The 25937-nt window shown below is 39.0% G+C and carries 22 protein-coding genes; all 22 read right to left on the bottom strand.

Annotated elements, in window-relative coordinates; translation table 11 throughout:
- Positions 1-14: 14 nt before the first annotated feature.
- The 22 genes from ACZ47Z_RS01450 to ACZ47Z_RS01345 all read right to left on the bottom strand — a co-directional run bounded on the left by ACZ47Z_RS01450 (position 15) and on the right by ACZ47Z_RS01345 (position 25923).
- Entirely contained in the window at positions 15-1463 is a 1449-nt protein-coding gene (locus ACZ47Z_RS01450) for a DUF2194 domain-containing protein (protein WP_464525800.1), read from the bottom strand.
- Entirely contained in the window at positions 1451-2344 is an 894-nt protein-coding gene (locus tag ACZ47Z_RS01445; protein ID WP_117825892.1) for a hypothetical protein, read from the bottom strand. The genes ACZ47Z_RS01450 and ACZ47Z_RS01445 overlap by 13 nt, the downstream gene beginning before the upstream one ends.
- Positions 2345-2421: 77 nt before the next feature.
- Positions 2422-4518 carry an NAD-dependent epimerase/dehydratase family protein gene (locus tag ACZ47Z_RS01440; protein WP_054751960.1) on the bottom strand — a complete coding sequence of 699 codons (2097 nt, stop codon included), beginning with the start codon at positions 4516-4518 and terminating at the stop codon, positions 2422-2424.
- 117 nt (positions 4519-4635) lie between these two features.
- Complete coding sequence (locus ACZ47Z_RS01435) at positions 4636-5283, bottom strand: sortase (RefSeq protein WP_054751958.1); 648 nt, start codon at positions 5281-5283, stop codon at positions 4636-4638.
- Complete coding sequence (locus ACZ47Z_RS01430; protein ID WP_464525799.1) at positions 5280-6383, bottom strand: Cna B-type domain-containing protein; 1104 nt, start codon at positions 6381-6383, stop codon at positions 5280-5282. The genes ACZ47Z_RS01435 and ACZ47Z_RS01430 overlap by 4 nt, the downstream gene beginning before the upstream one ends.
- 22 nt (positions 6384-6405) lie before the next feature.
- Positions 6406-7236 carry a class C sortase gene (locus ACZ47Z_RS01425; RefSeq protein WP_464525798.1) on the bottom strand — a complete coding sequence of 277 codons (831 nt, stop codon included), beginning with the start codon at positions 7234-7236 and terminating at the stop codon, positions 6406-6408.
- A 114-nt stretch (positions 7237-7350) separates the two neighbouring features.
- On the bottom strand, positions 7351-8832 hold the full coding sequence (locus ACZ47Z_RS01420; RefSeq protein ID WP_464525797.1) for a SpaH/EbpB family LPXTG-anchored major pilin: 1482 nt from the start codon (positions 8830-8832) through the stop codon (positions 7351-7353).
- 67 nt (positions 8833-8899) lie between these two features.
- Positions 8900-13453, bottom strand: coding sequence for a SpaA isopeptide-forming pilin-related protein (locus ACZ47Z_RS01415; protein WP_464525796.1), 4554 nt, complete (start codon positions 13451-13453; stop codon positions 8900-8902).
- A 684-nt stretch (positions 13454-14137) separates the two neighbouring features.
- Entirely contained in the window at positions 14138-14728 is a 591-nt protein-coding gene (gene lepB / locus ACZ47Z_RS01410; protein WP_207660766.1) for a signal peptidase I, read from the bottom strand.
- A 4-nt stretch (positions 14729-14732) separates the two neighbouring features.
- Entirely contained in the window at positions 14733-15023 is a 291-nt protein-coding gene (locus ACZ47Z_RS01405) for a hypothetical protein (RefSeq protein WP_054751945.1), read from the bottom strand.
- Positions 15024-15456: 433 nt separating this feature from the next.
- The gene (locus ACZ47Z_RS01400) at positions 15457-15957 is read right to left on the bottom strand and encodes a PTS sugar transporter subunit IIA (RefSeq protein WP_054751943.1); all 501 of its coding nucleotides are present in this window, start codon (positions 15955-15957) and stop codon (positions 15457-15459) included.
- Positions 15958-15959: 2 nt separating this feature from the next.
- Entirely contained in the window at positions 15960-16349 is a 390-nt protein-coding gene (locus ACZ47Z_RS01395; protein ID WP_464525795.1) for a family 1 glycosylhydrolase, read from the bottom strand.
- A 61-nt stretch (positions 16350-16410) separates the two neighbouring features.
- Entirely contained in the window at positions 16411-17622 is a 1212-nt protein-coding gene (locus ACZ47Z_RS01390) for a PD-(D/E)XK nuclease family transposase (RefSeq protein WP_083475068.1), read from the bottom strand.
- A gap of 2 nt (positions 17623-17624) precedes the next feature.
- A complete protein-coding gene (locus ACZ47Z_RS01385) occupies positions 17625-17768 on the bottom strand; it encodes a hypothetical protein (protein ID WP_181982361.1) in 144 nt (47 codons plus the stop codon).
- A 391-nt stretch (positions 17769-18159) separates the two neighbouring features.
- On the bottom strand, positions 18160-19590 hold the full coding sequence (locus ACZ47Z_RS01380; RefSeq protein ID WP_226871110.1) for a 6-phospho-beta-glucosidase: 1431 nt from the start codon (positions 19588-19590) through the stop codon (positions 18160-18162).
- Positions 19591-19688: 98 nt separating this feature from the next.
- Positions 19689-20006: a PTS sugar transporter subunit IIA gene (locus tag ACZ47Z_RS01375; protein ID WP_020436744.1), complete on the bottom strand. Its 318-nt coding sequence runs from the start codon at positions 20004-20006 to the stop codon at positions 19689-19691.
- A gap of 42 nt (positions 20007-20048) precedes the next feature.
- On the bottom strand, positions 20049-21362 hold the full coding sequence (locus ACZ47Z_RS01370; RefSeq protein ID WP_054751939.1) for a PTS sugar transporter subunit IIC: 1314 nt from the start codon (positions 21360-21362) through the stop codon (positions 20049-20051).
- Positions 21363-21405: 43 nt separating this feature from the next.
- Positions 21406-21714, bottom strand: coding sequence for a PTS sugar transporter subunit IIB (locus tag ACZ47Z_RS01365; protein WP_117498965.1), 309 nt, complete (start codon positions 21712-21714; stop codon positions 21406-21408).
- 265 nt (positions 21715-21979) lie between these two features.
- On the bottom strand, positions 21980-22753 hold the full coding sequence (locus ACZ47Z_RS01360) for a MurR/RpiR family transcriptional regulator (RefSeq protein WP_464525794.1): 774 nt from the start codon (positions 22751-22753) through the stop codon (positions 21980-21982).
- A gap of 45 nt (positions 22754-22798) precedes the next feature.
- A complete protein-coding gene (locus ACZ47Z_RS01355) occupies positions 22799-23569 on the bottom strand; it encodes an inositol monophosphatase family protein (RefSeq protein ID WP_464525793.1) in 771 nt (256 codons plus the stop codon).
- Positions 23570-23610: 41 nt separating this feature from the next.
- Positions 23611-25203 (bottom strand): AAA family ATPase, encoded by a 1593-nt coding sequence (locus ACZ47Z_RS01350; RefSeq protein ID WP_226871114.1) that lies wholly within the window; start codon positions 25201-25203, stop codon positions 23611-23613.
- 225 nt (positions 25204-25428) lie between these two features.
- A complete protein-coding gene (locus tag ACZ47Z_RS01345; RefSeq protein ID WP_054751933.1) occupies positions 25429-25923 on the bottom strand; it encodes a MarR family winged helix-turn-helix transcriptional regulator in 495 nt (164 codons plus the stop codon).
- Positions 25924-25937: the final 14 nt, after the last annotated feature.

Here is a 25937-nt window from a genome sequence, read left to right as displayed (position 1 = left end):
AATGCATGTTCAATTCAGAACAATGCTGCCATCTTCATATAGCTATCAATGATCGCACCTGAAATGATACGAGGCTGTTCCACAATACCGTCCTCCGCCACTTCAAATTCCTGCACATAAGCAAACTCACCGGTGAAATAGTTACTGGCGATCGTCCTGATCTGCGGAAAATCCTCTGCAAGCATTCTCCTACCTTCTGCCGACAATACATTGGACGGTGGTACATAAACCGACATCGATGTGCTTGGAAATATTTTATCGCCAAATCGTACCAGTTCCTTTACAGCCTTTTTCATCGCCGACTGATTTTTCCAGGTGTCATATGGAAGCACATCGCCATAGTCCGTATTTGGGAGGCTTAACGGCTGATGATTGTATCCATGATATCCAAGCTCCCCGCCCTGATGGAGCAACATATTTCCAAAATATTCGAAGCGTTTGGTATCTTTCTGCTTCTCGATCGTCCCGTCTGTCGCATCCCCATAGTTCTCAATCATCACACCTGTATAATGGATGCCATGATCAGAGGCAAGTTCCAGCATGTCCGGCCACCATACGTTCATATAAAAATTGCTGATGCTCATCTCATAATCACGTTTCACATAAGTACCGTCTCCATTTGGAACCGGTGACGGGAAGTCATCCAGATAAAATGCTGATCCATTGATCACCGGATAGATACCGACATCCGTAAGAAGACTGTAAGACGCTGCATAAAATCCACGGACGGCCTTCTCATACAATCCAAAATTATCTACTACAAACTTTCCTTTTCCATATTGATTTTCCCAGATAACCGGCTGACCGTTTTCATCCTCTACCTGCGCATGAACCTTCGCCTGCTCACTCAGCTGCACTGACCAGGCAGAATCATAGGGATCTGTGATTTCATAAGCCTGCCCGCCGCCAAGCATAAAATCCGGTTCAAAATAAATACTGTCTACAACCGTATTTTCATAACCTGAAGAAATAATTCCAAGCTTCTGCTCTATTATCGATGTATATGCCGTTTTCTGAAGAGTCATCGCAAAGAGTGCATTTCCACCTTCCGAAACCCAGTCACACAGTTCCAAAAGTTTCTCTTTCAATGGACTGATATCACTTAATAATACAACCACTGTTTCATACTCATCATAGTCAGGGATCACAGAATCACTCTTCAGATCGACTACATCCGTCCCAACCTTCATATCTTTAAATATTTGCTGAAACTGTGTCCAGGCCTGTTCACTTGCTTCATCCGCACTGTTACGAAGGACCAGACAGGTCTTCGGCAATGACTTCACAGCCGTCTGTTCGGTGACTACCTCTTCTCGATCGAGATACGCAACTTTTCTATTCTTTTCTGTATATTGAATACCACTTCGTTCAGCAAAAAGAACAACTGCCATCATCATAAAGACGCACAGGATTACTAACATGCTTTTAAACGGAAATGTTTTCAATGATTTTAATCTAACCAAAAATCCAATGCCTCCTTACTCTTGGAAGACAGATAAATGTGTTCCTCCTGCATCTGTCTTAAACACTTCTGCAACTCGGATGCCATTTTACGTTCCGCCAGATACTGTATCTTCAAAGTCCAGAATTCTTCTCTGTGATGCCATTTCTGATCCATAAGTTCCAGAATTTCTCCCGCCTGAACATAATCTCCGTTTTTCATCAGATTTTTAAACAGGCACACACATGTATGGAGCGTTGCTTTTATCTTCAGCTTTTGATTCAAAAGCCGGATATAACGAACTCGCTGTTCTTTCTCCATCTGTGCTTCCAGAATCCCCTGATTCAGATATTCTTCCATAAAATTACAATACTGATCCAGAACTTCGGGATCATTCGGAGATGCCGCATACAGTTTTTCCAGTTTCTGCAACCGGAAGTCATACTCCTTAGAGAGCTCAACCATAGCTGTGATCGCATAATGAACCACCTCTACATCTTCGTTCATACGAGCCTGTTTCAGAATGTCCATGTATTCTTCCGGATCGTCGTTTAGCACATCCATGATCAGCTCACGTCGTATCCCCGGCTTATTGATCAGAAGTGCTTCCTCCAGCGGAACAATCTTCTCATCCATATCCGAAGCTGCCTGAAAAATATTTTTATAAATTTCTTCATTCACACGAAGCTTTTCCACTCCCGGCTCTATTCTATTGTCTCTTTTCGTCAGCCTCTGCAAATGCAAAAGCAGCACACATATCGTCCCCCAGAAAGGAACAAAAACTACAAGTCCGATCAGATATTTTTTCACTTTCAGAAAATGTGTCTTTATCCCCATCCAGACCAACACGCAACAAACAATATGTAATAGGATCAGAAGTATCCCAAGCACTGTTTGAATCATAATATCTCTCCCACAAATATGCCGGTCACAATCTGTTGCGACCGGCAATAATTCTTCGCTTCTCTTTCTTTTCTCACTTAATCCGCACTCTCGACAGCATCGACTTCATGACATATAAATCCGCCCTTCTCCAGTCTTGCGAGAATGATCGGCAATACTTTCCTGTCCGTCTGCGAAAGAATGAGAAACAGCTCTTCTTTTTCAGAAATTCCCCAGACATCATTTTCACGGACAGACTTCTGCAGCACTGCATCCGCCTCTGCAAGTGACATCTGCGGATAATCCAGTTTTAGAAGCGTATAGGATGCCAGCTGTTCTTCTCTCATAGCGTGAAATGAATACAATCGTTCTTCAAAATACTCTGGTTTCAATGTACTTGTACCTGTCACATACTGCCTGCTCTTAACCGCTTCCTGGTATTCCAGCGCACGCAAAAGAGCGGTCTCCACCAGACCACTGAGAACCTGGAACAAATTCAGATAATAAAGAGAAAGCTGCTCGCCCTTTACATCCTGAATAAAAATCAGCATCACGAGCTCTCCGTCTTTTTGAATTCCTTTCATACACATTGGATATCCTTTCAGAAACTCCCGGTTTACCCATACATTTCCGGACTCTACTGCCTCATTTGCCTCCAGATAATCCTTCATACAAATAGAATTAGCAAACACATCTTTCATTCCTTGTGATGCGATCGTAAGTCGTCCGAATTGCTTTTTCTTTCCCACTGAATAGATTGCAATCGTATGATTCTCAAGAACAGATTCCATCACATGAAGCGTTTCGATAAAAAGATCCTGCGGAAGAAAGACATCAAGTTTTTTCGTAATGTCAAAAATCTTACCAAAACTGTCTCGACTTCCCAGAATCTGCTTCTTGTATTGACGCTTATCCCGAAGCGTCTCCTGATACATTTCCCGCGCAAATAAAAATTTATCCAAAATAAGCTTATTTTCCGCTTTCATAAACCGAACATTCTCAGTATTCTTCAATCGTACATATCCACAGATTGCGCTGACAGCGAAATAAAAGATAAATGGAATCCAGTTCGACGGTTCATAAAAAAGTGTTGTCCATCCGATTCCAGTCTTTGCATATGCCACCAACAGCGAAAGAGATTCCAGTCCTGCTGATGCAAGTCCATAATTAATACCGTATAAACTGCTGAACAGCACGATATATACCAGCCGCAGATCGATCATCTCAAACTGCACCTGATTCCCTGCCACTCGGTTCAGTACCTCGAACACAAAAAATGTGAGCAACAGCTCGATGATTCTTACAACTGTCACATGACTGTTGAAAAAGCTCTTCAAAGCATCTATCTTTCGGATCTTATAATTTGTCTTCTGACAATACTGTGCATATATTTCCGAGAGATCTTCCAAAAGAGAAATCTTCGGAAACCAGCTATACTCATTCCTCAACATCTTGTCATTGACTATTCTCTCCTGAATCATCGCATCTGCAAGATATGTAATGTGTGCGAATGGAAATATCTGCTTAAGCTTTTCTCCGAGCTGTTCAAAGGTAAAATGAAACACTTGCGGAATCTGAAGATAAGTACTCTCCTCATTCCAGTTATCAAAAATCTTATATAACAGGTCCGCAAGATCACTCAGAGCAAGAAAATACATTTCCTGAGATGGTGCTTCTTCAAAGAGGATCGACTTTTGATGGAGTGCATTCGAAAATAAATGAAAGAAATAATCCTCCTCGTAAGTGCCGGAATAAAGGTACGGCGCACGCAGAATCTTAACAGAAATCTGATGAAGTTCGCAATACTGCCTGCAGAACTCCTCTACGGTACGAACCATCAATGTCTTTCCGGTCGTTTCTTCATACAAACCCTCCGGACCGGTAATATACAGCAGTCGTGAATTCGTATTTCCTTTATAATAATGTAATACTTTACGTAAAGTCTCAAGCTCACCGTCTTTCTTCCCATGAAAGGTGAGATAATTAGAAAAATAAATCACACCCTCAAATTCATAAGTCTTAAAGATATCTTCAAATTCCTTCTCTGCGTGTGGCATTGGATGTACCGATATTCCCTTGCGACGATCTGACTTTAATGCAGTCTCTCCAAGCAAAAGAATCTGACACTCCGGGAAGGCTTCCTTAATAAATTCAGTTGTGATATATCCGATGTTTCCAGTTACTAATAATTTCATAAGATGATAGCCTCATATCATTCATTTCCTTTAGTATAACATTTTTCCTTTCAGATTAGAATAGACTAATCTTATACAAATTATAGCTGATTAAGCGCCATTCTATAACAAAATTCACTATGGTAAAACATTGAAGTCACACCGCACCGTCACTCTGTTCTTTCCATCCAGTGTGCATGTAAACAAACTTAACGCCCACTCTCCGCTTGTCATATCTTCCACGCTTTGTGGAGTCAATGCCTCTACCACCGCCACTTTGTATTCGAACCGGTTTCCGGCTACATCTGTGAAGATCACCTCAGTTCCAACTTCCAGTTCCTTCAGCTTCCCGAAATGTGTTCTGTAATTATGTGCCGCAATCACGAGATTATCCAGATAAGCACTGCCCGAATAGCGACAAGGTGCCTTCTTCAGAAGTGGGTAGCTCCACTCACTCAGCACCGGAAGCTTCAGATCGATCGCCGGAATCTCAAGAATTCCTATACATGCCACACCGCCCAGCTCTTCCAATATAACCTCCGGCATCTCCATCTCCGGGTTTAGCTGATAATCCGGTATCTGTCCGTCAGATTCCTCCGCCCGCTCTCCCTCATCAGAAATGTTCTGATTCTTGTCTCTATATTCTTCCAACAGCTTTTCTCTGCTTTGCTCTGCCCGATAACCGTCCCAAAGATTGTATGCAGAAAGAGCAAGGGCTGCTGCGAAAAGCAGCAACCCTGTGATTGTAAATATCTTTCCTATCCAATTCTTTTTCTTCTTGCTCATCGATTCTTCTCTTCTTTTCTATCCCGTAAAACTCTTCCCACCAGCAGACAGATCGCACCTGCAAACAAAAGCACAAGTACCGGCCACCAGAGCTGTCCTGTCTGTGGAAGCTTGTCTGATGTTTTGTCTGTTGTTTTATTTACTGTTTTATCTGTTGTTTTATCCGTCGGCTTCTTCGATGGTGGATTCACTTCTCCGTCAGGATTTCCCGGCTTCTTTGCTGTATTTGTCAAGACAACTGTATTTCCTTCACGCGCAACAGCAACGGTATACCCATTCGGCACCTCTGCCTCTGATACACTCCAGCACATCAGTGTAGAAAGATTCTTCCATGTATAGGACCACTGGTTTTCTTTCGTAAGTGTCTGGCGGTCAGCGACTGTTGTATTCCCTTCCGCATCTGTCTGCAGCAGCTCTACCACGATAGAATCCGGGCGTTCTTTCTCCTGATCCTGCTTCCACACTTTCAATACATGAATCTTCATCTCTTCTTCCTCTTCTGGTTCTTCCGGCTCCTCTGGCTTTCCCGGTTTATCGTTCTTCTCGAACTTCAGAACCGCTGTCACCTGATACGGATCTGTCCCTTCTGAAGTTCCCTGTGAATCATCCGGCAATGCGATCAATGCTGTCTGAGGATCGTAGATCTGTGTCTTACCGTCTTCCTGCAGCTCTGTTGTCTGTCCCAGCACAAGATAAAGACCTCGGTTAAGATCTGTAAAACATACTTTCCTGTCCGAACCTGATGCCAGCACTGCATCTGCTGTGATTCCGTCACGTCTGATATAGTCCGCCAGTGCATCCGCTGTCCCCTGCCAGCCCTCCTGGTTCTTCTGCTCCAGTGAGACCGGATACTTCCGGAATCGTTCCGTCAATGTAAAACTGCCTGACTCCTCATACTCTGCCACACGGTACAGAGACAACTCCATCCCCTCAACCGGGCAGACGAGCGAGATGCTACCCTTCTGCGTACTCTCTTCTGCTGCCAGAACCGGACTGCCCTTTAAGATTCCAAGCATCCCGGTCAGCATAATGAGAAACGCCAGCACGTATATCATATAATTCCTATCTCTGTGGCGGATTCTTTTCTTTTGACTATGCATGTTCTCCCTCCCACTGATTGATTTATTTCTTATTCTTTTTCTTCGAACGACTAGCGGACCGATCCGCTACAAGGAAACTGATGATTAGAAGCGGAATGGCAATACATACCGCAACCAGTACACTACTTACCTTCGCCGCATCTGATGTAACTCTCACATCACTTCCTGCACGATTATCGATCCTGTGCCCACGTACCAACAAACGATGCGTATTAATACCATAAGGCGTACAAGTAAATAAAGTACATAAATCCTGTCCTTCCTCAATCTGAAGAAGTCCATAATCCTCCGGCTCTACAATCGCAATCTGATCCACCTCATATGTCAGTACCTGATCATATACATGAAGCGTGAAAATGTCTCCCTTCTTCAATCGATCCAGCTTTGTAAAAAGCTGCGCACTCGGAAGACCTCTGTGCCCGGATAAAACACAATGCGTTCCACTTCCGCCTACCGGTAAACTTGAGCCTTCCAAATGTCCTATCCCGACCTGTAAAACGGATTCATCCACTGTATGGTAAATAGCAAGCTCACATCGAATCTCAGGAATCTCAATGTACCCCATCATTCCTGTACTATCCGCATTCAATAAACTTTTGTAAGTATTCAGTTCTTCTTCCGTCGGTGTAAAACGCCCGGCATTCGATAACAGGGCTTCGTTATATGCCTTCGCCGCATCAATTGCGTCCTGCTTCTTCTGCTTATCCATCTTCTCCATCGCATCCGAATAATTCGCAACCGCTTTCGTCTGATGTAATGAATTCCAATAATTACTCACCGTTGGATACAACAGTAAGGACAGGCCTGTAACAAAAACAATCACGGTAATAATCGTTGATATATGTTTTTTCATCTTGCTCTTACAACCCTCTCCTTACTGTTGTAAAGGGAATGCTTCCCATTCCCCTTACAACAAATTTAATCCCGTTACCGTTCACACTACGTGCGATTAGTAACTGTACCTTCTTTATTTAGAGTCTGTTCTCTTCTTTGCAATCAGTACAACACCAGAAATAAGTACTAATAAAGCGCCTGCGATGTAGAATATAGTTGTACCAATACCACCTGTGGATGGGAGGATGGTGCCGGATTTGTTTTCTACTTTAATTTTATTAACTTCTTTATTGTCTTGGTATATAGTAATCTTACCACTACCCTTTGTGTCTATTGAAAGATTAACTGCAATTGGCTTAGCTAATAAATTATATCCTTTTGGAGCTTCAATTTCTTTAAGATAATATGTACCAGCTTTCAATCCCTGAATCACAAATTCACCATTTTCCGGAGATGTCAAAATATTATCTGTACTGCTTTTATCTACTATATAACGATTATTTCCATTTCCTTTCAATTTTACAATTTTATCATCTGAACAAGTAGCATCTGTATACAGTTTAAATTTGGCATTAGCAAGACCCTTTTCTGTACCGTCTGCATTTTGATAAAATTTTAATACTGCAAATGCATAAGTACGTGTTATTGTCTCTTCTGGTTTTGTCTCTTGAGAAGTACCATATGATAACCATGCTTTGTTTTTATTTCCCGCTGGACCTATAGTTGCATTTTCTGTCAAAATCGCATAATAACCAACGTGTACTGTATATGGTTCCTTATCCTTATTTTTCTTAAGATATTGTTCTGTAAGTGTAACATTGAAACCGTTGGTTGTTTTTTCATAAATATAATCTACCCCAGATTCCATGTTATTTGAAATATCGTCATACAAAAAGACTGGTGTTGGTTGGAACTGAGTTGTTGTTTCATCAAGTTTTAATCCATTTTCCAACTCATCATGCAAAACATAATTTTCAGCACCCTTTTTTACATTTATAAGTATTTCGAATTGTATTCTAGACCCTATATACGCCGTATTGCTTTTAGCTTGTTCATCATTTTCATTATAGACATTCTTTACAATTGTAGGAGCTTCATTCTTTTCTTCAATAGTCACTTCATTATCTGTTGTTGTAAGTCCACAAAGTGCACCGAGGCTTGAATCTACCAAGTAGTAACCAAGATCAAGATTGCCAAATGTTACTGTAGTTGTTTTTGCAACCTCAGTACCTGTCGCTGTAATACCCGCTTTAGCAGCATATGCCAATGCTTTTTGTGCTAATTCTGCTGCTTCAGTTGTTTCTACTGCAGCTTTCCACTCAACATATCCATCCTTATTAATAGTTACATAGTCCTTACCGTCGCCTGTTTCAAAGAAAGCTTTCCATTGATCATTTGCCGGTTTATAAGAATATAGTCCAGGATTTACATCTTTATTATAACTCTCCAAGTCTAACATCTTATAAATCTTATAAGTCTGACCACTAATCGCTTTATTGATTGTAATCGTTCCTTTTTCAGTTTCAGTTGCTCCCGCAGCTCCTACCACGCTACACATTCCTAATACCATCATAATCGAGAGCATTATGGCAGTAATCTTCTTAATAACCTTCATTTTTCTTCCTCCTCGTTTTTTCGTTACCCCCCCCCCTGATTTTTTAGGGCAGGGACACTCTCTTTTATTATTTTTTTGTATATCTTAACAGCATACGCAGGCTTGCTAAGAGCATTAATATTATTCCTGCTAATCTGTAAAGAAGAGTTCCACAACTGCCGGTTGTCGGCAGCATTTTTGTATGGCTTTGATTTGTCACCGTTACTGTTTCACCACACTTAGCAGCATTATTAGAATATGTTACTATATACTGCTGTTTGTTTATTGTTGCTTCTTGTGAAGCTTTAATCGGTTGTTTGTTGTCATCCAACTCGAATACATAATATGTTTTTTTCGAATCCAGATTCTTAAACTTCGCTTTCTTTCCGTCCTGGTCACCCGGATTATAAGTAATAGAAACGGTATCCAGCAGTGAGCCGCTTCCTTCTGCATCATCATAAAGACCAAACCAATACGTTCCACTTACCGGATTGCGAGATTTTCCGGCTGCGTCATTGATAAAAGCTTTTTCTACAACGATACCTTGTTGTTCATTGTAAATTTCTAAGAAGAAATTCTTGATTTCGTATGCAACTTTATATCTCGTATCATCTTTCATTTGTTTACAATACTCAATATATGCATTTGCCTCATCTGGATATCCTCCTTCTTCTTGCTTAACGCACATAATATAATGTGGCGTCTCATCCAATTTATATCCATCTGCTGCCTTTGTTTCTTTCACCTCATAGATTGTATTAAAATCCATTGGGAATTGGCTTGTAGTAATTTCACAAGTACCGTTTGTTATTGTAGCCTTCACCTTTTTGGTTTCGCTTTTAGGTTGAATCTGATTATCTTTTAATTCACATTCAGAAACTTCAAATTCAACTCCGTCCAATTTATTGCTTGTATTATCTTGATCAATCTTTTTAATTGTCAAGTTCGGATGTGATGTCGTTCCGCTACTTCCACCTGCACTTAACTTATAGGAAAATTCTTCAATTTTATTAGTTGTTCCACCATTTGTACTATAAGACTTCCAATGAACAGAATTCTGTAATGCTACTTTTTGATTCGGAGCAATATTCACGGTTACAGAATACGTAATCTCAACAGGTGTTTCATCCGGAATCACAATTTCAATTGTCTTATCTTTTGGATTATATGACGATTGGATTTCAACTTGCTCTCCGGTTTTTATATTTTTTGCTTTCAAAGATTCACCGTCGAAACTTAAATATTCACCCAACGCATCAACTAATGTTAGTTTCTCTCCTTCTGCCGTTAATAGCTTTTGGCCTCTTGAATTTGCAACAATTGTATAAGTTACTTTCTGGCTTTCGTTTGATGATGTAGTTGAATAACCATTTTCTTTCGTCAGGTTCGTATCTTTTATCTTTGCATCTGCCGTAGCTGTCGCCAAATCTTCTCCATTTGCACTTTGAAGAACAACTTTATTTGTAAATGTCTTTTCTGCACCACCAAGTAAAACCTTCGGATCCGTCACTCTACAGACAACCTGAACATCAACAGATCCTTGGTCTTCTATATGATCTGCTTGAAATCTTCCCAATTGAATCAGCGCCTGTTTTTTATCCTTATTTACATAATAGATTGTGTACTGTTGTTGATTATCATCATTCGTCGTTTTATTCTCTACTTTTGTCCACTCGCTTCCAAGATCTGCAATCTCTGATGATTCAACATTGGTAGCATTTGCACCTTTCCATTTTATGCGGATATATGCAAGTTCCATCCCCTCCGGGATTTCTTCCAAAACGCGATAATTACTATTTAGTTCACCGCCATGATTCACTTTAAACGCCCATGCTGCATATATTCCACTGCCGGTATCCTTCAATAAATCACTACAAATTTTACCAGAATCCCCTTTATCTGCCCCATCTATTGATGAATCCGTCGTCACGTTCAGTCCATCATAAGTGAATACCTGGCCTAACTCTTTTAAAATCTCTCCACCATGATACAGCTTCTGATCAGCAGAACCTATTTTCGTTTGATTTTCTCCCGGCTCTGTTTTATATATCTCATTTCTATAAGTGTACGGTTTACGATATTGATCTGGTAAGCTCTGAGGTTCTGTTCTGACAATAATATAAAGTGTTTGACCCTCTTCGAGTGTAATATCTTCTTTTGCCTTGAAAATCAAATTATTATAATTATCATTATTGAAACCATCTTTATCTTGTTCATAGCTTAGTTCAAATAAAGAATCTATATCCTGCTTATCAGAACCTCTATTCTGAGTTTCAAATTCTTCAAAGCTGCTATATTCTTTTATCTCACCTAAATTTCCTTTGTAAATACCAGCAATTGATGCTTCATTCTTATGTATAAAAGAATCTGTCAATCCCTTATCCCATGAGATTGCATCTTTTATTTTAGTATCTTTTTTAATTGCAGAACCATTTACTTCAATAATCCAATAAAGCTTACCATTCTTCCACGTTGTTGCATTTTCTTTCGGTTCTTCATAATACCAGGCTTTTTTTGCAACATTCAAATGATAATTTCCTTGCAATGTAACTTCTACAGAAGAATTCACATTGTCGAATGTAAATTTCTCATTTGACCCATTTTTTTTAACTTCATCCGTTAATTTGAATGTATTAGTAACCTTTGTTTCACCAATTGTACTTAAATCTACAGGCTTTGCATAATATTCAAATTGATACGAATAGTTGTTATTTTTCCATTCTAGTTGAGACAGTTTTAAACTAAATGATGTTTGGTCATCAATTTTAACCCACTTCGTTCCAACTTCATTATTTGAAGTATCATATGCTGTTATCTTCACATACCCAACATATTTCATAGCATCTTTATCTAAACTATCAGTTAAAGTAGCTCCGGTTACATCAAACTGTCCCTGAGTCTGATTGACTTTAACCATATACTGATAGCAGCCTTCTGGAACTGTAAATGCAGTTTCTGTGGAATCTAGCTTTATTGTTCCTGAAGAATCATAGACATATATATTCGAAGCACCCTCTTGATTCTCCATTGAAATCGTTTTGGATTGTTTCGTAACGTCAGGCTGTGTCTTCTGAACCCATGTATAGTCCTTTAGCTCAAGTTGACTATAAACCTGGTTTATCTTTTGTCCACCTTGTCCATTATCAACATATGCTAAATAACGATTCGTAATAGTCACCTTATCCGACTGCATTGCTGCATACACTTCCGGTTTAACCGTTATCTTGTATGTTACATAATAAGAATCTCCCGGATAGATTGTGATCGGCCTTCCACTCAGTTTGCTTACTTTGAATCGTGTAGGATTGCTATTTGTATCCGTCCAATTCTCCTGATAATCATCATTACCATTTGCCCATGATATTGTTAGTTTGGTGTAGTCATAAACTGTCTCTGCTTCACCCGCTTTTTTCACATGAAGTTGTACAGAAGTACGATCATAAGAAATATATGGGCGCATCTTCGAATCTGTATTAAATTTATCTGGATAATCTAAATAATCCCTAAATTCAAATTTTTGTATAGGATAATTACTATCCGACTTCACGTCAAACTTTATTTTATATTCTATCTCATAACTTCCGTCATCCTTTTTATTTTGCGCGGTTATTGCTTTCGGAAGCATGTCATAACCCATACGCACGTTAAATGTAGCCTCGTCTTTGCCTTTTAAATACGTTGTAGATTCTGTATCTTTTCTTGTATATGCTTTCGCTTCATTAGTAAGATCTTTATTGCTAAATGTAGCATTCTCTTTTAACTTTACATAATAAGTTAATGTACGATTCTCTCCTGCTTCCATTTTAGCAATATTCCAGACAAAACTGCCTGGTTCACTAATAGCAGTAGAATCTGTAATTGGAGCCGGAATCGCTTGCTCTGTCAATGCATTCGTCAAATAAATCTTTCCGGCTACCGGACTGGAATTACCAGTAATTGTTTCATATGGGTTTTGAGCATTCTCAGTAGTGGTAAGTGGTGTTTCATTTTTATCAATACCAACATAATTTACCAGATTTTTATTCTGTGTAAATTGATCCACTACATAGACGTTCTTACATCCATCATCACCTGCTGTAACTGTGATTGTATATTTAATGTATTCACTATTCTTATCTTTTTCACTGAACTGCTTGTCTACTGTAACATTTCCGTAACGTTCATAATAATCAGGCTCTAATTTTACTGTAATGTCACTTTTTGGTGTATGAACTGTTGTTTGATTAGTTTCTGAATTTACTGAACTTAATTTAAGTTGAGCAGACACAAAAAATTCTCCATCAATCGTTTGATTTTCACCCAGAGATTCTAAAGCTTCTGCGTTATATTTAACGACTACTTTTCCATCTGTAGAAACAGTAATAGTTCCAATCACTTTATCCGAATTATTTTTCATATCACTTATAGTTTTATTCTTAATGCGGAAAACATCCGGAAGCTGATAAGTAAATGATCCACCGGAATTCTTCAAATCTGTTACTGGAATTCCTTCAAAACCAACTTTAATCATCATGCTCGAATCGTCTGGTCGAATAGCAGTTCCTCCACTTGGAACTTCTTTTTCAGTACCATTCTCTTTGTATGTCAATTTAACATACTGAATATTATTCGCATGATCATTCAGCAGATACCTACTTGTCACCCCAGATGTCTCATCCGCTGTGGTTCCTGCTGTATCTCCATTTTCTCCATTCTGAGCTACATTTCCATCATCCGATGTCTGAACCTGATTCTGACTTTGACTCTCATTCTGTTCCTGTCCTTCTGTCTGGTTCTGCCCCAGTGTCTGCTGTGAATCTTCCCCTGATTGATCTTCCGATGTCTTATCATCTGCATAACACGATTCGGTATGTGTATGTTCTGTTTTTCCGCAAGCCAGCTGTCCGTCACTTGAATAGCATTCTTCTGTATGGCTATGCTCTTCCTGACCACAGACTGTCTTTCTCTCCAGCGTGATTGCCGGGAGAATCAGCGCATAGACCGTACAGAAAACAACTACACAGGACAGACACAAAATCATCTTTCTCCACCGTTTTAACCGGGTTTTGTCTTTTAATAATCTTCTGATATAATCCGTTCCTTTATTCTGCACAAATCCACCTTCTTTTTTCTGGTGTGTATCTGCTGCCTTCCTGTGTTAGTCTTCCCTTCGATACCTTATATACTAAACTAATTATTTGTAACTGTTCAGAGCCAAGCAAAATTTCAAAAAAGGTTTAAAATGCTTGCATTTTTTAGACCGTTTTTGAAATTTTATTTGGCGGATACGCCACACCTCCGAAATGCGTAGCATTTTGGAGGTTGGCTCTGAACAGTTACTATTATTTCACTGTATGCTTCCTATTTTATTCAACGGCCAGATTCGAAATACAATCTTTCCTTCAATCTGATCTTTTGAAACATCACCAATCGCAGCACTTCTTGAATCTACGGATACGTCTCGGTTATCTCCCATAAGAAACCAACGTGATTCCTCTACCTGATGTGGAAGATCTACATCACAATTTCCCAGTGCTTTCACATCTAAATAGTCTTCTGTCAGTTCTTTTCCGTCAACCGTCACATTTCCGTCCATATCAATATCAACCCACTGTCCCGGACCTGCGATCACACGCTTTACAAGGAGTTTATTCCCCTGCCAGAATGCAACCACCTCTCCGGTTTTTAACTGATTGGTCTTCACCGATACTACGATCTGCCCGGCTTCCAATGTCGGTGACATGGAAGAACCGTAAATCTGCAGAACCGGCATCCACAGGGTAGCCACAAGAACAGAAATTGCCGCAACTACAAGCAGCACTGCGATCGTACCGCGGAGTGTTCTTTGATATACCGCCCGGTGTCTCAGCCTCTTCTGTTCGTTCTCAATTTCTTCTATTGTAGGGATATCAACTGAAAGTTTTTCCTTCTTCTTCACTACTCTAATCTCGCATGTTCTTCTTGGCCTGCTTTGTCAGGCGTGCCAATTCTTTTTCCTTTGCTTTTATCGATTTAAGATAGGTGTCAGCAGCTTCCTGTGCCGCCTGGAATACGCCACTTAGCTCCACTGCCGCATCAGCGATCGTTCCTGCTTTCTCCATCGTGATCTCTCTGGCCTGAAGCTTTGCCTCTGCCTCATCTAGCCTGGTCTGAAGCTCTATCTCCCGCTTCTTCATCTCATAGATCAGATCGATCAATTCGCTTCTTCTTAGATGCTTCAAATCGTTCTTCATATTAGATCCTCGACTCCTTTGTCCTGATTTACGATTCTTATAGTAAAACGGTTCGTTCAAAACCAAGACATATGTCATTTAGTATTAAACAAATTATAGTATGCACACCTGATCTTGTCAATTAATTTTGTTCATTTTTTATACATTCTTTTTACATAATTTGTTCTTTTTTTTCACAAAATATATCTTTTCTTTTTTTATTTCAAAAGCAGCTTATATCCTTTGTGTTATTTTACTTTTTTTCTTTTCTTCATTTTCTATTCTTTGTTATTTTTCAACAATATGTCGAACCTCTCCGTTTTCTTGCACTTTTTTGGCACTTGATTAGTGCGAAACGTTTCGCTTTCAACCCAAAAAAAAGCCGTCGGAGACAGTTTTTAAGATTCTCTCAAAGTTCTGTCTCCGGCGGCTTATCATCAGCCGTAATTAATCATTAAAATTCAGCGATCACTGTCTCGCCCTGTACTGCATCCATTCCTGTGTGTAGCTTCATATCCGGATAATCATCTCCGTTTGTAACAACGAGAATACATGTTTTCTCATATCCGTGTGCTTTGATCTTCTCCGGATCAAATGAAAGCAGCTTGTCTCCTGCGCTTACCTTATCTCCTTCTTTTACGAAGTACTCGAATCCGTCACCTTCCATGTTCACAGTGTCGATTCCTTCGTGGATCAGAATCTCTACTCCGTTCGCAAGTGTAAGTCCAACTGCATGTCTGGAGCCTTCCATCAGTACAGATACTGTTGCATCACATGGTGCCACGATCACATTCTCTTCCGGCTCGATTGCAAGTCCGTCACCTAATGCTTTAGATGAGAACACCTCGTCTTTTACTTCCTCGATTGGTACTACTTTTCCTGACAGATAAGCCTTTACAACGAATGGCTTATTCTCTTCTACAGGAGCCTGTTTTTTCTTAAAAAATGAAAACATACCTACTTCTCGCCTCTTTCTTTTAAACATTGTCCATTGGTTTCAATTACGTTCTTATACCAGTCAAATGATTTCTTCTTTGTACGTCTCAGCGTGCCTTTTCCATTATCATCTTTGTCAACATAGATAAAGCCATAACGTTTTTTCATTTCACCGGTTGAAGCACTAACTAAATCAATGCATCCCCATGAAGTATAACCCATAATTTCCACACCGTCAATCTCTACGGCGTCCATCATAGCTAAAATGTGTGCTTTCAAATATTCTATACGGTAATCAGAATGTAACCTTCTTCTATAAGAAATTTCAGGAGAAGTACCACTGCCAGCCGGGGGAATATAGGGGATAGGTGAAAAACTTACACCCTTTATTTTACCTCTTCCTAAGTTCAAAAAAGAAGAGGCAATATTCCTGTATTTCTTGACAAACTCGAATATTGGCTCTTCTCCGTTATTATTTATCTGATTTTTGCAGCTCCGCTAATTGCTTTCGCAGATACTCAACCTCTGCTTCTGCTGTCTCTGCACGCTCTTTCTGTTTAGCTACATCTATTTCTAACTTCTCTTTCCTTGCTTTTAATTTCGCTTCATTGGCTTTCAGTTTTTCTTCGTCGGCTTTCAGTTTTTCTTCGTCGGCTTTCAGTTTTTCTTCGTCAGCTTTCAGTTTCTCTTCATCAGCTTTCAGCTTCTCCTGTTTAGCTTCCATCTGTCTGCCTACTTCATCTAACGCTTCCATCCTTTTTGCATGTTCTTCCGTCATTTTAGTGTATTCTTCTATCATCTCATCAACCATCAATTTTACTGTGTTTCGGTCTAAAATCTCAAGTTCTTTTGAAAACATACTCATCATCCTCTCCATATTCAGGCAGATGGTATAGACTTCCTCGTATATCCTTTTAAATTCCGGATTGCAATTTAACAGATTGATAATCATGTCTGGATCGTCCTGACTTAAAAATACGAGCCACTCTTCCAGTCTGCTCTCTATCTTTCTGCCTTTATTATGAATGGTGTTATTAAAAATGTCAAGGCAAATAAAAGTATATTCCTGCAACAAATCCATCTCCACACCAGTATCACTTTTTTGTTCAAAGCGATGGATGTATTGTTCTTTTGAAAACTTAGTAAAAGCTGCATTGCTTTTCTCAAACAGAACTATTGTATATACTTTTTTAATTTCTTTATAAGTAAATGATTTTCCTAATTCTAATCGGACTCTTTTATACTGCCTGAGCAACAGATCCGAAGAGTAGCAGGCACTTCTCTGTCCCGAAAACAAGTATCCTACCTTCTGAACTTCTACATTTGCAATACTGCCATCCTCAAACTGAACAACAATATCCATAATAAGAAGTGAACTTTCCGCTGCTATTTTTGCTGATTCATTTGGCAGAACTTTTAAAATCTTAATTTTCTTTCCAAGTATTTCCGACAGGAAATCATTTAACCGTTCTGGTCTTGTATCAGGATTCATAATTGCCTTAAAGTAAGTATCATACAGTAATTTCACTCCTTTTACACCTGTACAGATGTCAAGGTATTCTTTCTGATATTTTTCTTCCCATCCGCAAAATGTTTCCCATAGCTGCTTATTTTTCCGTAGTTCTTTCAGCACCTCACCTTCCGTGCGAATCATCGGAAAATATTGTTGTAATTTGTTTTTCATCTTCACATCATCTCTCTTTCGTATTCTTCTAACGATCCACTATCCTTACAGACTTCCCCATAAGTCTGAAAAACAGCCTCTGTTATCATTGTTACTACTAAAGCGATGTCATAAACAAAGTAAAATCTGCTCCAACTTGTCGCCATCTAAATTCATATCCTATTGGCAACAATATCTCTCGCCCCTTAACAGGAGTAGTTCTAGAATACGTGATGTGATATCAAATTGCAATGTGTTTATTGTTCATAACTCAATTTTTTTGTTTATAAAATGTGGATAACTTTTTACAATCCCGTCAGATTCACCTTATAGATACTTTTTTCCGTGTTTTCCGCCTGTTCTTGTAACATTTTTCCGCACTTTTTCACCATGTTTTGTAACATTATTCTCGCGTCCCGATCAGAATTTTCTTTCCTTCAAATGCAAATCCGTAATGTCGAATCTCTTCTTTTTTGAATCCACGTGCAAAAAGTGTCTATATCAGAACCTTTTATCGTTTCTTGATATAGACACTTTTTTTAATAGTCATTCTATTAACTAATTGATATTTTCGCCGTTTGTTGAAATAACTTCTTTATACCACTCGAAAGAATCTTTCTTTCTTCTGGACAAGTCTCCTGTTCCATCGTTATGTTTATCCACATAGATGAATCCATATCTCTTATCCATCTCACCGCTTCCTGCACTGACAAGGTCGATGCATCCCCATGGTGTATAACCCATCAGATCTACACCATCTTCCTCTACCGCCTTTTTCATTTCTGAAATGTGGTGTTGCAGATATTCTACACGGTATGGATCGTGGATGCTTCCATCCTCTTCTAAAGTATCATATGCTCCAAATCCATTTTCTACAATAAACAATGGTACTTTGTAGCGATCTGTAAACCAGTTCAATGAATAGCGCAGTCCAATCGGATCAATCTGCCATCCCCATTCACTCGCCTTTACATACTGGTTCTTTACACGATCCTTTTCTCCACGGTAATCATATTCCGGATTGTCTGGTTCTGCTTTTGTACAGAAAGACATATAATAACTGAAACCAATGTAATCGACACAGCCCTGTTTTAACACTGCAAGATCTTCTTCTGTTACGTCAATCTTAAGGTCTTTTCTTTCCCAGTATTTCAAAATATTTACAGGGTATTCTCCTTTTACATGCACATCTGTATAATAATATCTTTTCTGCATGGCTTTTTCAGCCTGCAGTATATCTTCCGGACGGCAGGTAGCCGGATAAATCGGGCACATTGCGATCATGCAGCCAATCTGAAATTCCGGATTGATCTTATGTCCTGCTTTTATCGCTTCGGCACTGGCAACCAGTTCGTAGTGAGATGCCTGATACATCAATTCTTCTACATTTTCTTCTGGTTTAACTACAATCCCGGAATTAGCGTAAAGCATGAATCCGTCACCGATATCTGCCTGATTATTAATCTCATTAAATGTCATCCAGTATTTTACTTTGTCTTTGTATCGCTCAAAGCATGTTACTGCAAATTTCACGAAGAAATCAATCAGTTTTCTGTTTCTCCATCCACCGTACTCTTGTACGAGATGCAGAGGCATCTCAAAATGACTCAGTGTGATCACTGGTTCGATCCCATATTTCAGACATTCATCAAACATGTCATCATAGAATTTTAATCCGGCTTCATTCGGCTGTTCTTCATCACCATTTGGGAAGATACGTGTCCATGCAATACTTGTACGGAAACACTTGAATCCCATTTCCGCAAATAAGCGGATATCTTCTTTATAGTAATCATAAAAATCGATTGCTTCATGATTCGGATAATTCTCGCCTTTTAGTATTTCACCTGTTATTCTTCTTCTTGTATTTACATCTCCGCTGGTTACAACGTCCATAATGCTCAAGCCTTTTCCATCTCGATCATAGGCACCCTCCAGCTGATGAGCAGCAACTGCGCCGCCCCAGAGAAAATCTTTTCGAAATCCCATTGTTATTTCCTTCCTGTTGTCTTAATTGCTTTGTATAATAGTGTTGGGGGCTTTTGCCCCCAACTTTTCTGTTTCTATATCCAATTACATCTTGATGATTATTTCTCATCAATTCTCTTATACAGTGCAATGAATTCATCTGCGAGAATACGGAAACTCTCTGCACTCATAAGCTGATCTTCTGCATGCATCAGAAGCATGTATCCATTAGAAATCTCTCCGTTTGCATCCATTGTCAGAAGGTCTGCATGAGCGTTATGCCCAAGTGAAAAGGCTTCATCTCCTTGTTTAATCAGCTCTGCTGCCTCATCATATTTTCCTTCTTTCGCACAATGGATTGCATTGATAAAATGTGTTCTTGCTGTACCTACATATGTAATAATCTGAAAACATGCCAATTCAAATTTTTCGTCCATTTTTGTCTCCTGTCCTGCTTTTATTATTTTTAAATTCTGATTTTACCAATCTTCATCCTCATCTTCTACTGGCTGATTCTTCTCCTGAACCAGATTCATCTTGTCAACCTTCTTAATGAATGGCAGATAAACAAAGAATGAAACACAAAGGATTACTAACTGAAGCAAAGCACTTTTCCATCCTGCTAAAAGGAATCCTGAGATAATCGGTGGACAAGTCCATGGGATCTGTGTTGCTCCATATAATGGGCAGATTCCTGTATACAGTGCAAAATACTGGATTAAACATGCGATCACAGGCATTCCAATAAACGGAATTGCAAGCATTGGGTTCATAACGATCGGAACACCAAACAGAACTGGCTCATTGATTCCAAATAATGCCGGAATAATTCCCACTTTACCAAGTGCTTTCAACTGTTTTGATTTTGCAAAGAAGAACATATACATTACAAGTCCGATTGTGATACCTGCACCTGTTATATTGATAAACTGATCATAAAACTGCTGTGTTACAATATGGCCTCCGTTTGCTATTGTAAGTTCTACACCACTGTCAATAATAGCCTGGTTTGCAAGACTGTTTGCCTGTAAAAGTCCTGTCATGATTCCACCAACTACTGTTGAACCATGAACTCCGAAGAACCACAGGAATGGTCCTGTAAAGCACATCAGAACTGCTCCACCAAGGGAGTCTGTCATTTTCTGAAGTGGTGTCTGAACAACTTTGTAAATAATTTCCATACCTGTTGTGTTGAATCCAATAGAACAGATACCGTGAATTACTGCAGTCCCTGTCAGGATTACGAATGCCGGGATTAATGCTGAGAATGCATTTGTTACACCTTCCGGAACTCCGGCCGGCATTTTAATACGTATATTTTTCTTCAAAAACCAACAGTAAACAAGCGGTACGATCAATCCGACAATGATTGCTCCAATCATTCCCTGTCCTGCTGTCCATGTCTTATCAATGATTCCACCAACAACTTCTCCACTTTCTGTTGTTTTGGACGAAGGCATCAGAATCAAGAATGATGCCAATGAAATAATTGCACAGTTGAGTGGTTCCTGATTTTCCAGTTTCGCATAGCTATAGCTGATACCGATAACTGCGATCATCGCACTGATGGAGAATGTTGCACCACATGCCTGATCTAATACTGCTTTGATTCCTGTAGACTCTAATACATCGACAACTGCCTTTACCGGAAAGTTTGACAGGATCAGGAAGATTGATCCGATGATCAGAGGAGACATGGAAGTCACCATACCATTTTTTATTGACTGTATTCCCTTTGTATTAATAAACTTAAGGAGCACAGGGATTACTTTTTCGTTAAATTTCTCTTTCATTTGCTACTACCCTTTACTTTAAATTGTGTATCTTTGTTTTCTCTTATTTATTTTTCGCAAGCTTATATGCAAATTTCAAAACATTCATTCCATTGCACATTCCATAATCCTGCATTGGGATCACATCTACCGGAACCCCTTTTGGATCACAGATCTCTTTTGCTCTGGCAAGCTGATATCCTACCTGTGGTCCGAGCAGTGCTACATCCACGCCTTCAATCATGCGTTCCATATCTGTAAATGGATATGCTGCGATATCAGCATCTTTTCCTTTTTCCTTTGCTGCCTCTTCCATCTTCTTTACCAGAAGACTTGTTGACATTCCTGCTGCACAAAATAATCGAATTACCATGATTGTTTCCTCCCTAATTTTTTCTCGTTTGTTTTGATGGTGCTAGTATAACAGGCATTTTCCATTTTGTCAGTACTTTTTCCTGTTTCTGGTTTCCGTTCCATATAGACGGAATTTGTTACATAAAAAAAACAGGGCATTCTACTTTATTGTGTAAAATGCACTGTTTTCATTTTCCTTTTTTGTATATTATGATACTTTTTCGTGTATCCTGTTTTTTTTGTTACTTATCTGGTTACTATTCGTACCATTACATTCTACAACCTTAATGAAATAAGTCTTCCATATCATTTTGAAACAGATCATCTGTATCATTATGGACGCCCTCCAATTCTCTTCCGATTAATTCCAAAATAAAAACGACTGCCATTTGGGATGTCAGATCATAATTTTCGTCTTTTTTATACTCTGAAACATAATAATTTATATTGCAGTCACTCATCTTCGCCAAAGAACAGTTTGCCTTATTTGTAATAGATATCAGGCTGCTCCCTCTTCTTTTCAACTTTTCTGCCAACATCAGTGTCTGTTCCGTCTCTCCTGATACAGACAATGCGATTGTAGCTGTCCTCTCACCTTTTCCGCGAAATACCGGAGTAAATGGATCATCAATTGCAAAAGAAAACCAACCTACATTATTAAAATATCTTGCCCCATACTTTCCTATAATAGAAGAATTCCCCACACCTACAAATATAATTGACGATGCCTTTGTAAGCAACTTCACAGCTTCCTGGATATTCTCAGCAAATGCCTGTGTCTGCACCCTCTCAAAGAAATCTTTAACCGCAGTAAGATCCATATTGATTTTCTTCTGTTCTTTGCTGTTGACTTCCTGTTTTAATTTCAAACGGAATTCAGAATATCCCTCGCATCCTACCTTTTTACAAAAGCGAAGGATCGTTGTTGTCGAAACATGAACCTCCTCTGCCAGTTCACGTACTTTCATATATACTACTTTCTCTTCATTGCTGACAATGTAATTATATACATCCATCTCCAACTGATTAAAAGATTTTATCATCTCATGCGTAAACATATGAATTCAGTCCCCTTCTATTTTTTCTCTATTCCATTCTTCTGATCATTCACTCAACAGCTGACTTGCTTCCTTCCAGCACTGCCGTCCTGCTGCCAGGATGGAACACGGCTGATCCAACGTGATCATTCCGCCCTCTGCCGTTGAGATAAATCCTCCTGCTTCCATCACAATCAAAGACGCTGCCGCATAATCCCATGGATACAGCATCAGTTCAAGATAGACTCCATTTGTGCCGGACGCCACGCGGCAGATATCAAGTGCTGCTGAACCACCTGCACGAATCCCGAGACTGTTCAGATACAGTTTCTTCGCGTGTTCAAAGATTCTGTCAGTATCTTCTGTCTGATAGCGTGCAGTTCCGAATGCAACCAGATTGTCTGCAAGTCCTTTATCCGAACAGTGAATCTCTTTTCCGTTCAGCTTCGCTCCTTCGCCTTTCACAGCGGAATACATTTCTCTTGTGTAAGGGTTGTAAACACATCCAAACAGCATTCTTCCATACTTTGTCAATCCGACTGAAATACAACTGTGCTTGTAATCAAAGATGAAGTTCGTTGTTCCGTCAATCGGATCTATGATGAAACAATAGCCATCTCCAAGTTCCTGCTGCATCCCGTCTTCCTCTGCAAGGAATGTCGCTTCCGGTATAAGCTGACGCAGGTTCTGAATCAGATAAAACTGAATCTCCTTGTCATGCTTTGTCACAAAGTTTGCAGTTCCTTCTTTATCAAAAACTGTCAGTTCCTCGTCCTGTGCCTGAAGCATCAGTTCCCCTGCCAGTGTCACTATCTTTATGATTTCATCGTATAACATGTTGGTTGTTGTCCTTTCCGCCTTTCTAGTAAATCACCGTATTAAAGATTCCATTTTTCGATAATACAGCTATGTTTTTTTGTCTTTTTATCGTAATTGATACCCACCAAAAGTAAATCTCCCTGGTAGTCTTTCAGTGCATCTATATATTCTTTATTTTTCATCTGCTGTATCGCACCTTCTGCACTTTTATCCCACTTCAATTCAATCATAACAGCTGGTTTATCGAGATGAATTTTTCTTGGTATCATACAAATATCCGCAAATCCTCTACCGCCTGGCATTTCTCTAATAATGGTATAATATTCTCTTGCAAAGTAAAATGCCAGATTAACTGCACAGCTTAATGAGTTCTCATCATTGTACTCCAATATTGAAATCTCTTTATGAGCCTGTTCAATTCCATTTGCAACCTTTTCACTATCCATATTCCACAATGCTTCCAACAATTTTCTAGAAGCATTTATTGACTGAATTACTTCTGTCCAATCCATTGTACTGATTGCATTTACGTATTCCTGAGACACTTCTCTATTTGGAATTTCAACGGTTTCTTTCTCATTATCATAGGTCAGATATCCCAAGTGTACCAACAATGTCAATACATCATCTTTTGTTGCAAATGTTGTCATATCATTACTGAATGTTCCTGTATTGATGCGTGCGCTTTCTCCTGCAAGCATTTCAATAATGGTATCTTTTAGCCCGTCCATATTCATCTGAATGTAAACTTTGAGAGCTTCGTATGTCTCTGTCTGATTCCAATATGTTCCGAATTTTCGCTTTTGCATTGCTTCTACTACAGATTTCGGACTATACATAGAATGTACTCTTCGTACTCCCTCTTCATGTGAAATCAAATGATATCCATTGTACCACGCACTTGCTTCTTCAAAGTTCATTTCATATTCTTCACATAAATTTTCAACTTCTGATTCTGTAAATCCAAAATACTCTGCCAGTTCTCCCGGATCGGTCATAGAATATTCTGTGAACATATTGAGTGCTGAATGAGAACCGTATTTTTTTATCGGAAGAATTCCCGTCATATAAGCCAACGCTACATATTCTTTATCCTTCAGCCAGAATCTCAAAAAATCCAAATATTTCTTTTGTGCTTCCTGGTCTTGCTGATATTCTCGAAACAGACAGTCCCACTCATCAATTAATATTACAAAAGGATGTCTTGTATAACTATAAATATCTTTCATTACCTGAACCAGATTGCTTTCGTCACGGAATCGTACCTGACCATACTGTTCTTTCAAATCAAATATTAGATACTCATTCAACATACGAAACATCTGATCTATATTTTCTGTTGCACTGAGAAATTCCTGCATATTTATTTTCAAAACATCGTACTGGTTTAAATGTTTTTCATATTCTTCTGTGCTGCTGATTTTTAGTTCTTGAAATAGATTCTTTGTATCTACACTTCTATCATAATAAGCTGCAAGCATATCAACACCCATAGATTTTCCATATCTTCTTGGTCTGCTCACGCAAATATATCTCTGTAATGTTCGTACACAGCGATTTGTTTTCTCTATCAGTCCGCTTTTATCAACAAATATCTGTGATCTCAAAGCCATTTCGAAAAGATCACTTCCTGGATTCAGATAGCTACCCATACTTCCAACACCTCCATTTTTCTATGCTGCTGATTCTGCTAATACTTCTTTGTCTTTCTATCTTATCATGATTTTCTACATTAATCTATATACGAAAATCGAGAATGTATTTTTCAATACACTCTCGATTTTCATCATTTATGGACTTTAGTCTGTGAGTCCATAAATAAAAGAAAGCGAAACGTGATCTTGCCAATCGCGTTCCGCTTTCCTTTTATTCACAATTTAATTTACAGCTTTCAGTGTTACCAGTGCTCCATTCTCCTGTACATCTTTTTGAAATGTTTCATTTAATTGCTTTTGTATTCTGATATAAATTTCAAGTTCTTCATCATTAAATTCGTCCAGCACTTCTTTTGTTCTCTGAATACATTTGTGATCCAGCTTTTCATGCGCAAGATAAATTTCTTTTCCCTTCGGCGTTAAATTCAAATAATATTCTCTGTTATTCTTCTCATTTCTCCGTTGTTCAATCAGGTTTTTCTTTTTTAATTTTCGTACCATCTGAGAACATGCGCTTGTGGTTTTCCCTAACTGCTGCGAGATTGTGGTTATTGTTATGTCTCCTGTATTTCCAACCGCCTGCAGGAAATGCATTTCTGACTGATAGAGTACCTCTTCTCCATATTGATGCGGTATTTCATCATATTGTGCACATAAGCTATAGCCTTTATCAAACACATCCAATAATTCGTCTAGTCTTTCACTTCTTTTATTCATAACATTTCTCCAGT

The organism is Mediterraneibacter faecis (genome assembly GCF_055383675.1).
The sequence above is the reverse complement of the archived record's forward strand: the minus strand, read 5'-3'. Positions and strand labels throughout refer to the sequence as shown.

Excerpts from the sequence above, each read along its gene's own strand:
- ACZ47Z_RS01445 (WP_117825892.1), bottom strand. The coding sequence starts at position 2,344 with ATGATTCAAACAGTGCTTGGGATACTTCTGATCCTATTACATATTGTT.
- ACZ47Z_RS01440 (WP_054751960.1), bottom strand. The coding sequence starts at position 4,518 with ATGAAATTATTAGTAACTGGAAACATCGGATATATCACAACTGAATTT.
- ACZ47Z_RS01435 (WP_054751958.1), bottom strand. The coding sequence starts at position 5,283 with ATGAGCAAGAAGAAAAAGAATTGGATAGGAAAGATATTTACAATCACA.
- ACZ47Z_RS01430 (WP_464525799.1), bottom strand. The coding sequence starts at position 6,383 with ATGCATAGTCAAAAGAAAAGAATCCGCCACAGAGATAGGAATTATATG.
- ACZ47Z_RS01425 (WP_464525798.1), bottom strand. The coding sequence starts at position 7,236 with ATGAAAAAACATATATCAACGATTATTACCGTGATTGTTTTTGTTACA.
- ACZ47Z_RS01420 (WP_464525797.1), bottom strand. The coding sequence starts at position 8,832 with ATGAAGGTTATTAAGAAGATTACTGCCATAATGCTCTCGATTATGATG.
- ACZ47Z_RS01405 (WP_054751945.1), bottom strand. The coding sequence starts at position 15,023 with ATGAAGAACGATTTGAAGCATCTAAGAAGAAGCGAATTGATCGATCTG.
- ACZ47Z_RS01400 (WP_054751943.1), bottom strand. The coding sequence starts at position 15,957 with ATGTTTTCATTTTTTAAGAAAAAACAGGCTCCTGTAGAAGAGAATAAG.
- ACZ47Z_RS01390 (WP_083475068.1), bottom strand. The coding sequence starts at position 17,622 with ATGAAAAACAAATTACAACAATATTTTCCGATGATTCGCACGGAAGGT.
- ACZ47Z_RS01385 (WP_181982361.1), bottom strand. The coding sequence starts at position 17,768 with ATGGCGACAAGTTGGAGCAGATTTTACTTTGTTTATGACATCGCTTTA.
- ACZ47Z_RS01380 (WP_226871110.1), bottom strand. The coding sequence starts at position 19,590 with ATGGGATTTCGAAAAGATTTTCTCTGGGGCGGCGCAGTTGCTGCTCAT.
- ACZ47Z_RS01375 (WP_020436744.1), bottom strand. The coding sequence starts at position 20,006 with ATGGACGAAAAATTTGAATTGGCATGTTTTCAGATTATTACATATGTA.
- ACZ47Z_RS01370 (WP_054751939.1), bottom strand. The coding sequence starts at position 21,362 with ATGAAAGAGAAATTTAACGAAAAAGTAATCCCTGTGCTCCTTAAGTTT.
- ACZ47Z_RS01365 (WP_117498965.1), bottom strand. The coding sequence starts at position 21,714 with ATGGTAATTCGATTATTTTGTGCAGCAGGAATGTCAACAAGTCTTCTG.
- ACZ47Z_RS01360 (WP_464525794.1), bottom strand. The coding sequence starts at position 22,753 with ATGTTTACGCATGAGATGATAAAATCTTTTAATCAGTTGGAGATGGAT.
- ACZ47Z_RS01355 (WP_464525793.1), bottom strand. The coding sequence starts at position 23,569 with ATGTTATACGATGAAATCATAAAGATAGTGACACTGGCAGGGGAACTG.
- ACZ47Z_RS01350 (WP_226871114.1), bottom strand. The coding sequence starts at position 25,203 with ATGGGTAGCTATCTGAATCCAGGAAGTGATCTTTTCGAAATGGCTTTG.
- ACZ47Z_RS01345 (WP_054751933.1), bottom strand. The coding sequence starts at position 25,923 with ATGAATAAAAGAAGTGAAAGACTAGACGAATTATTGGATGTGTTTGAT.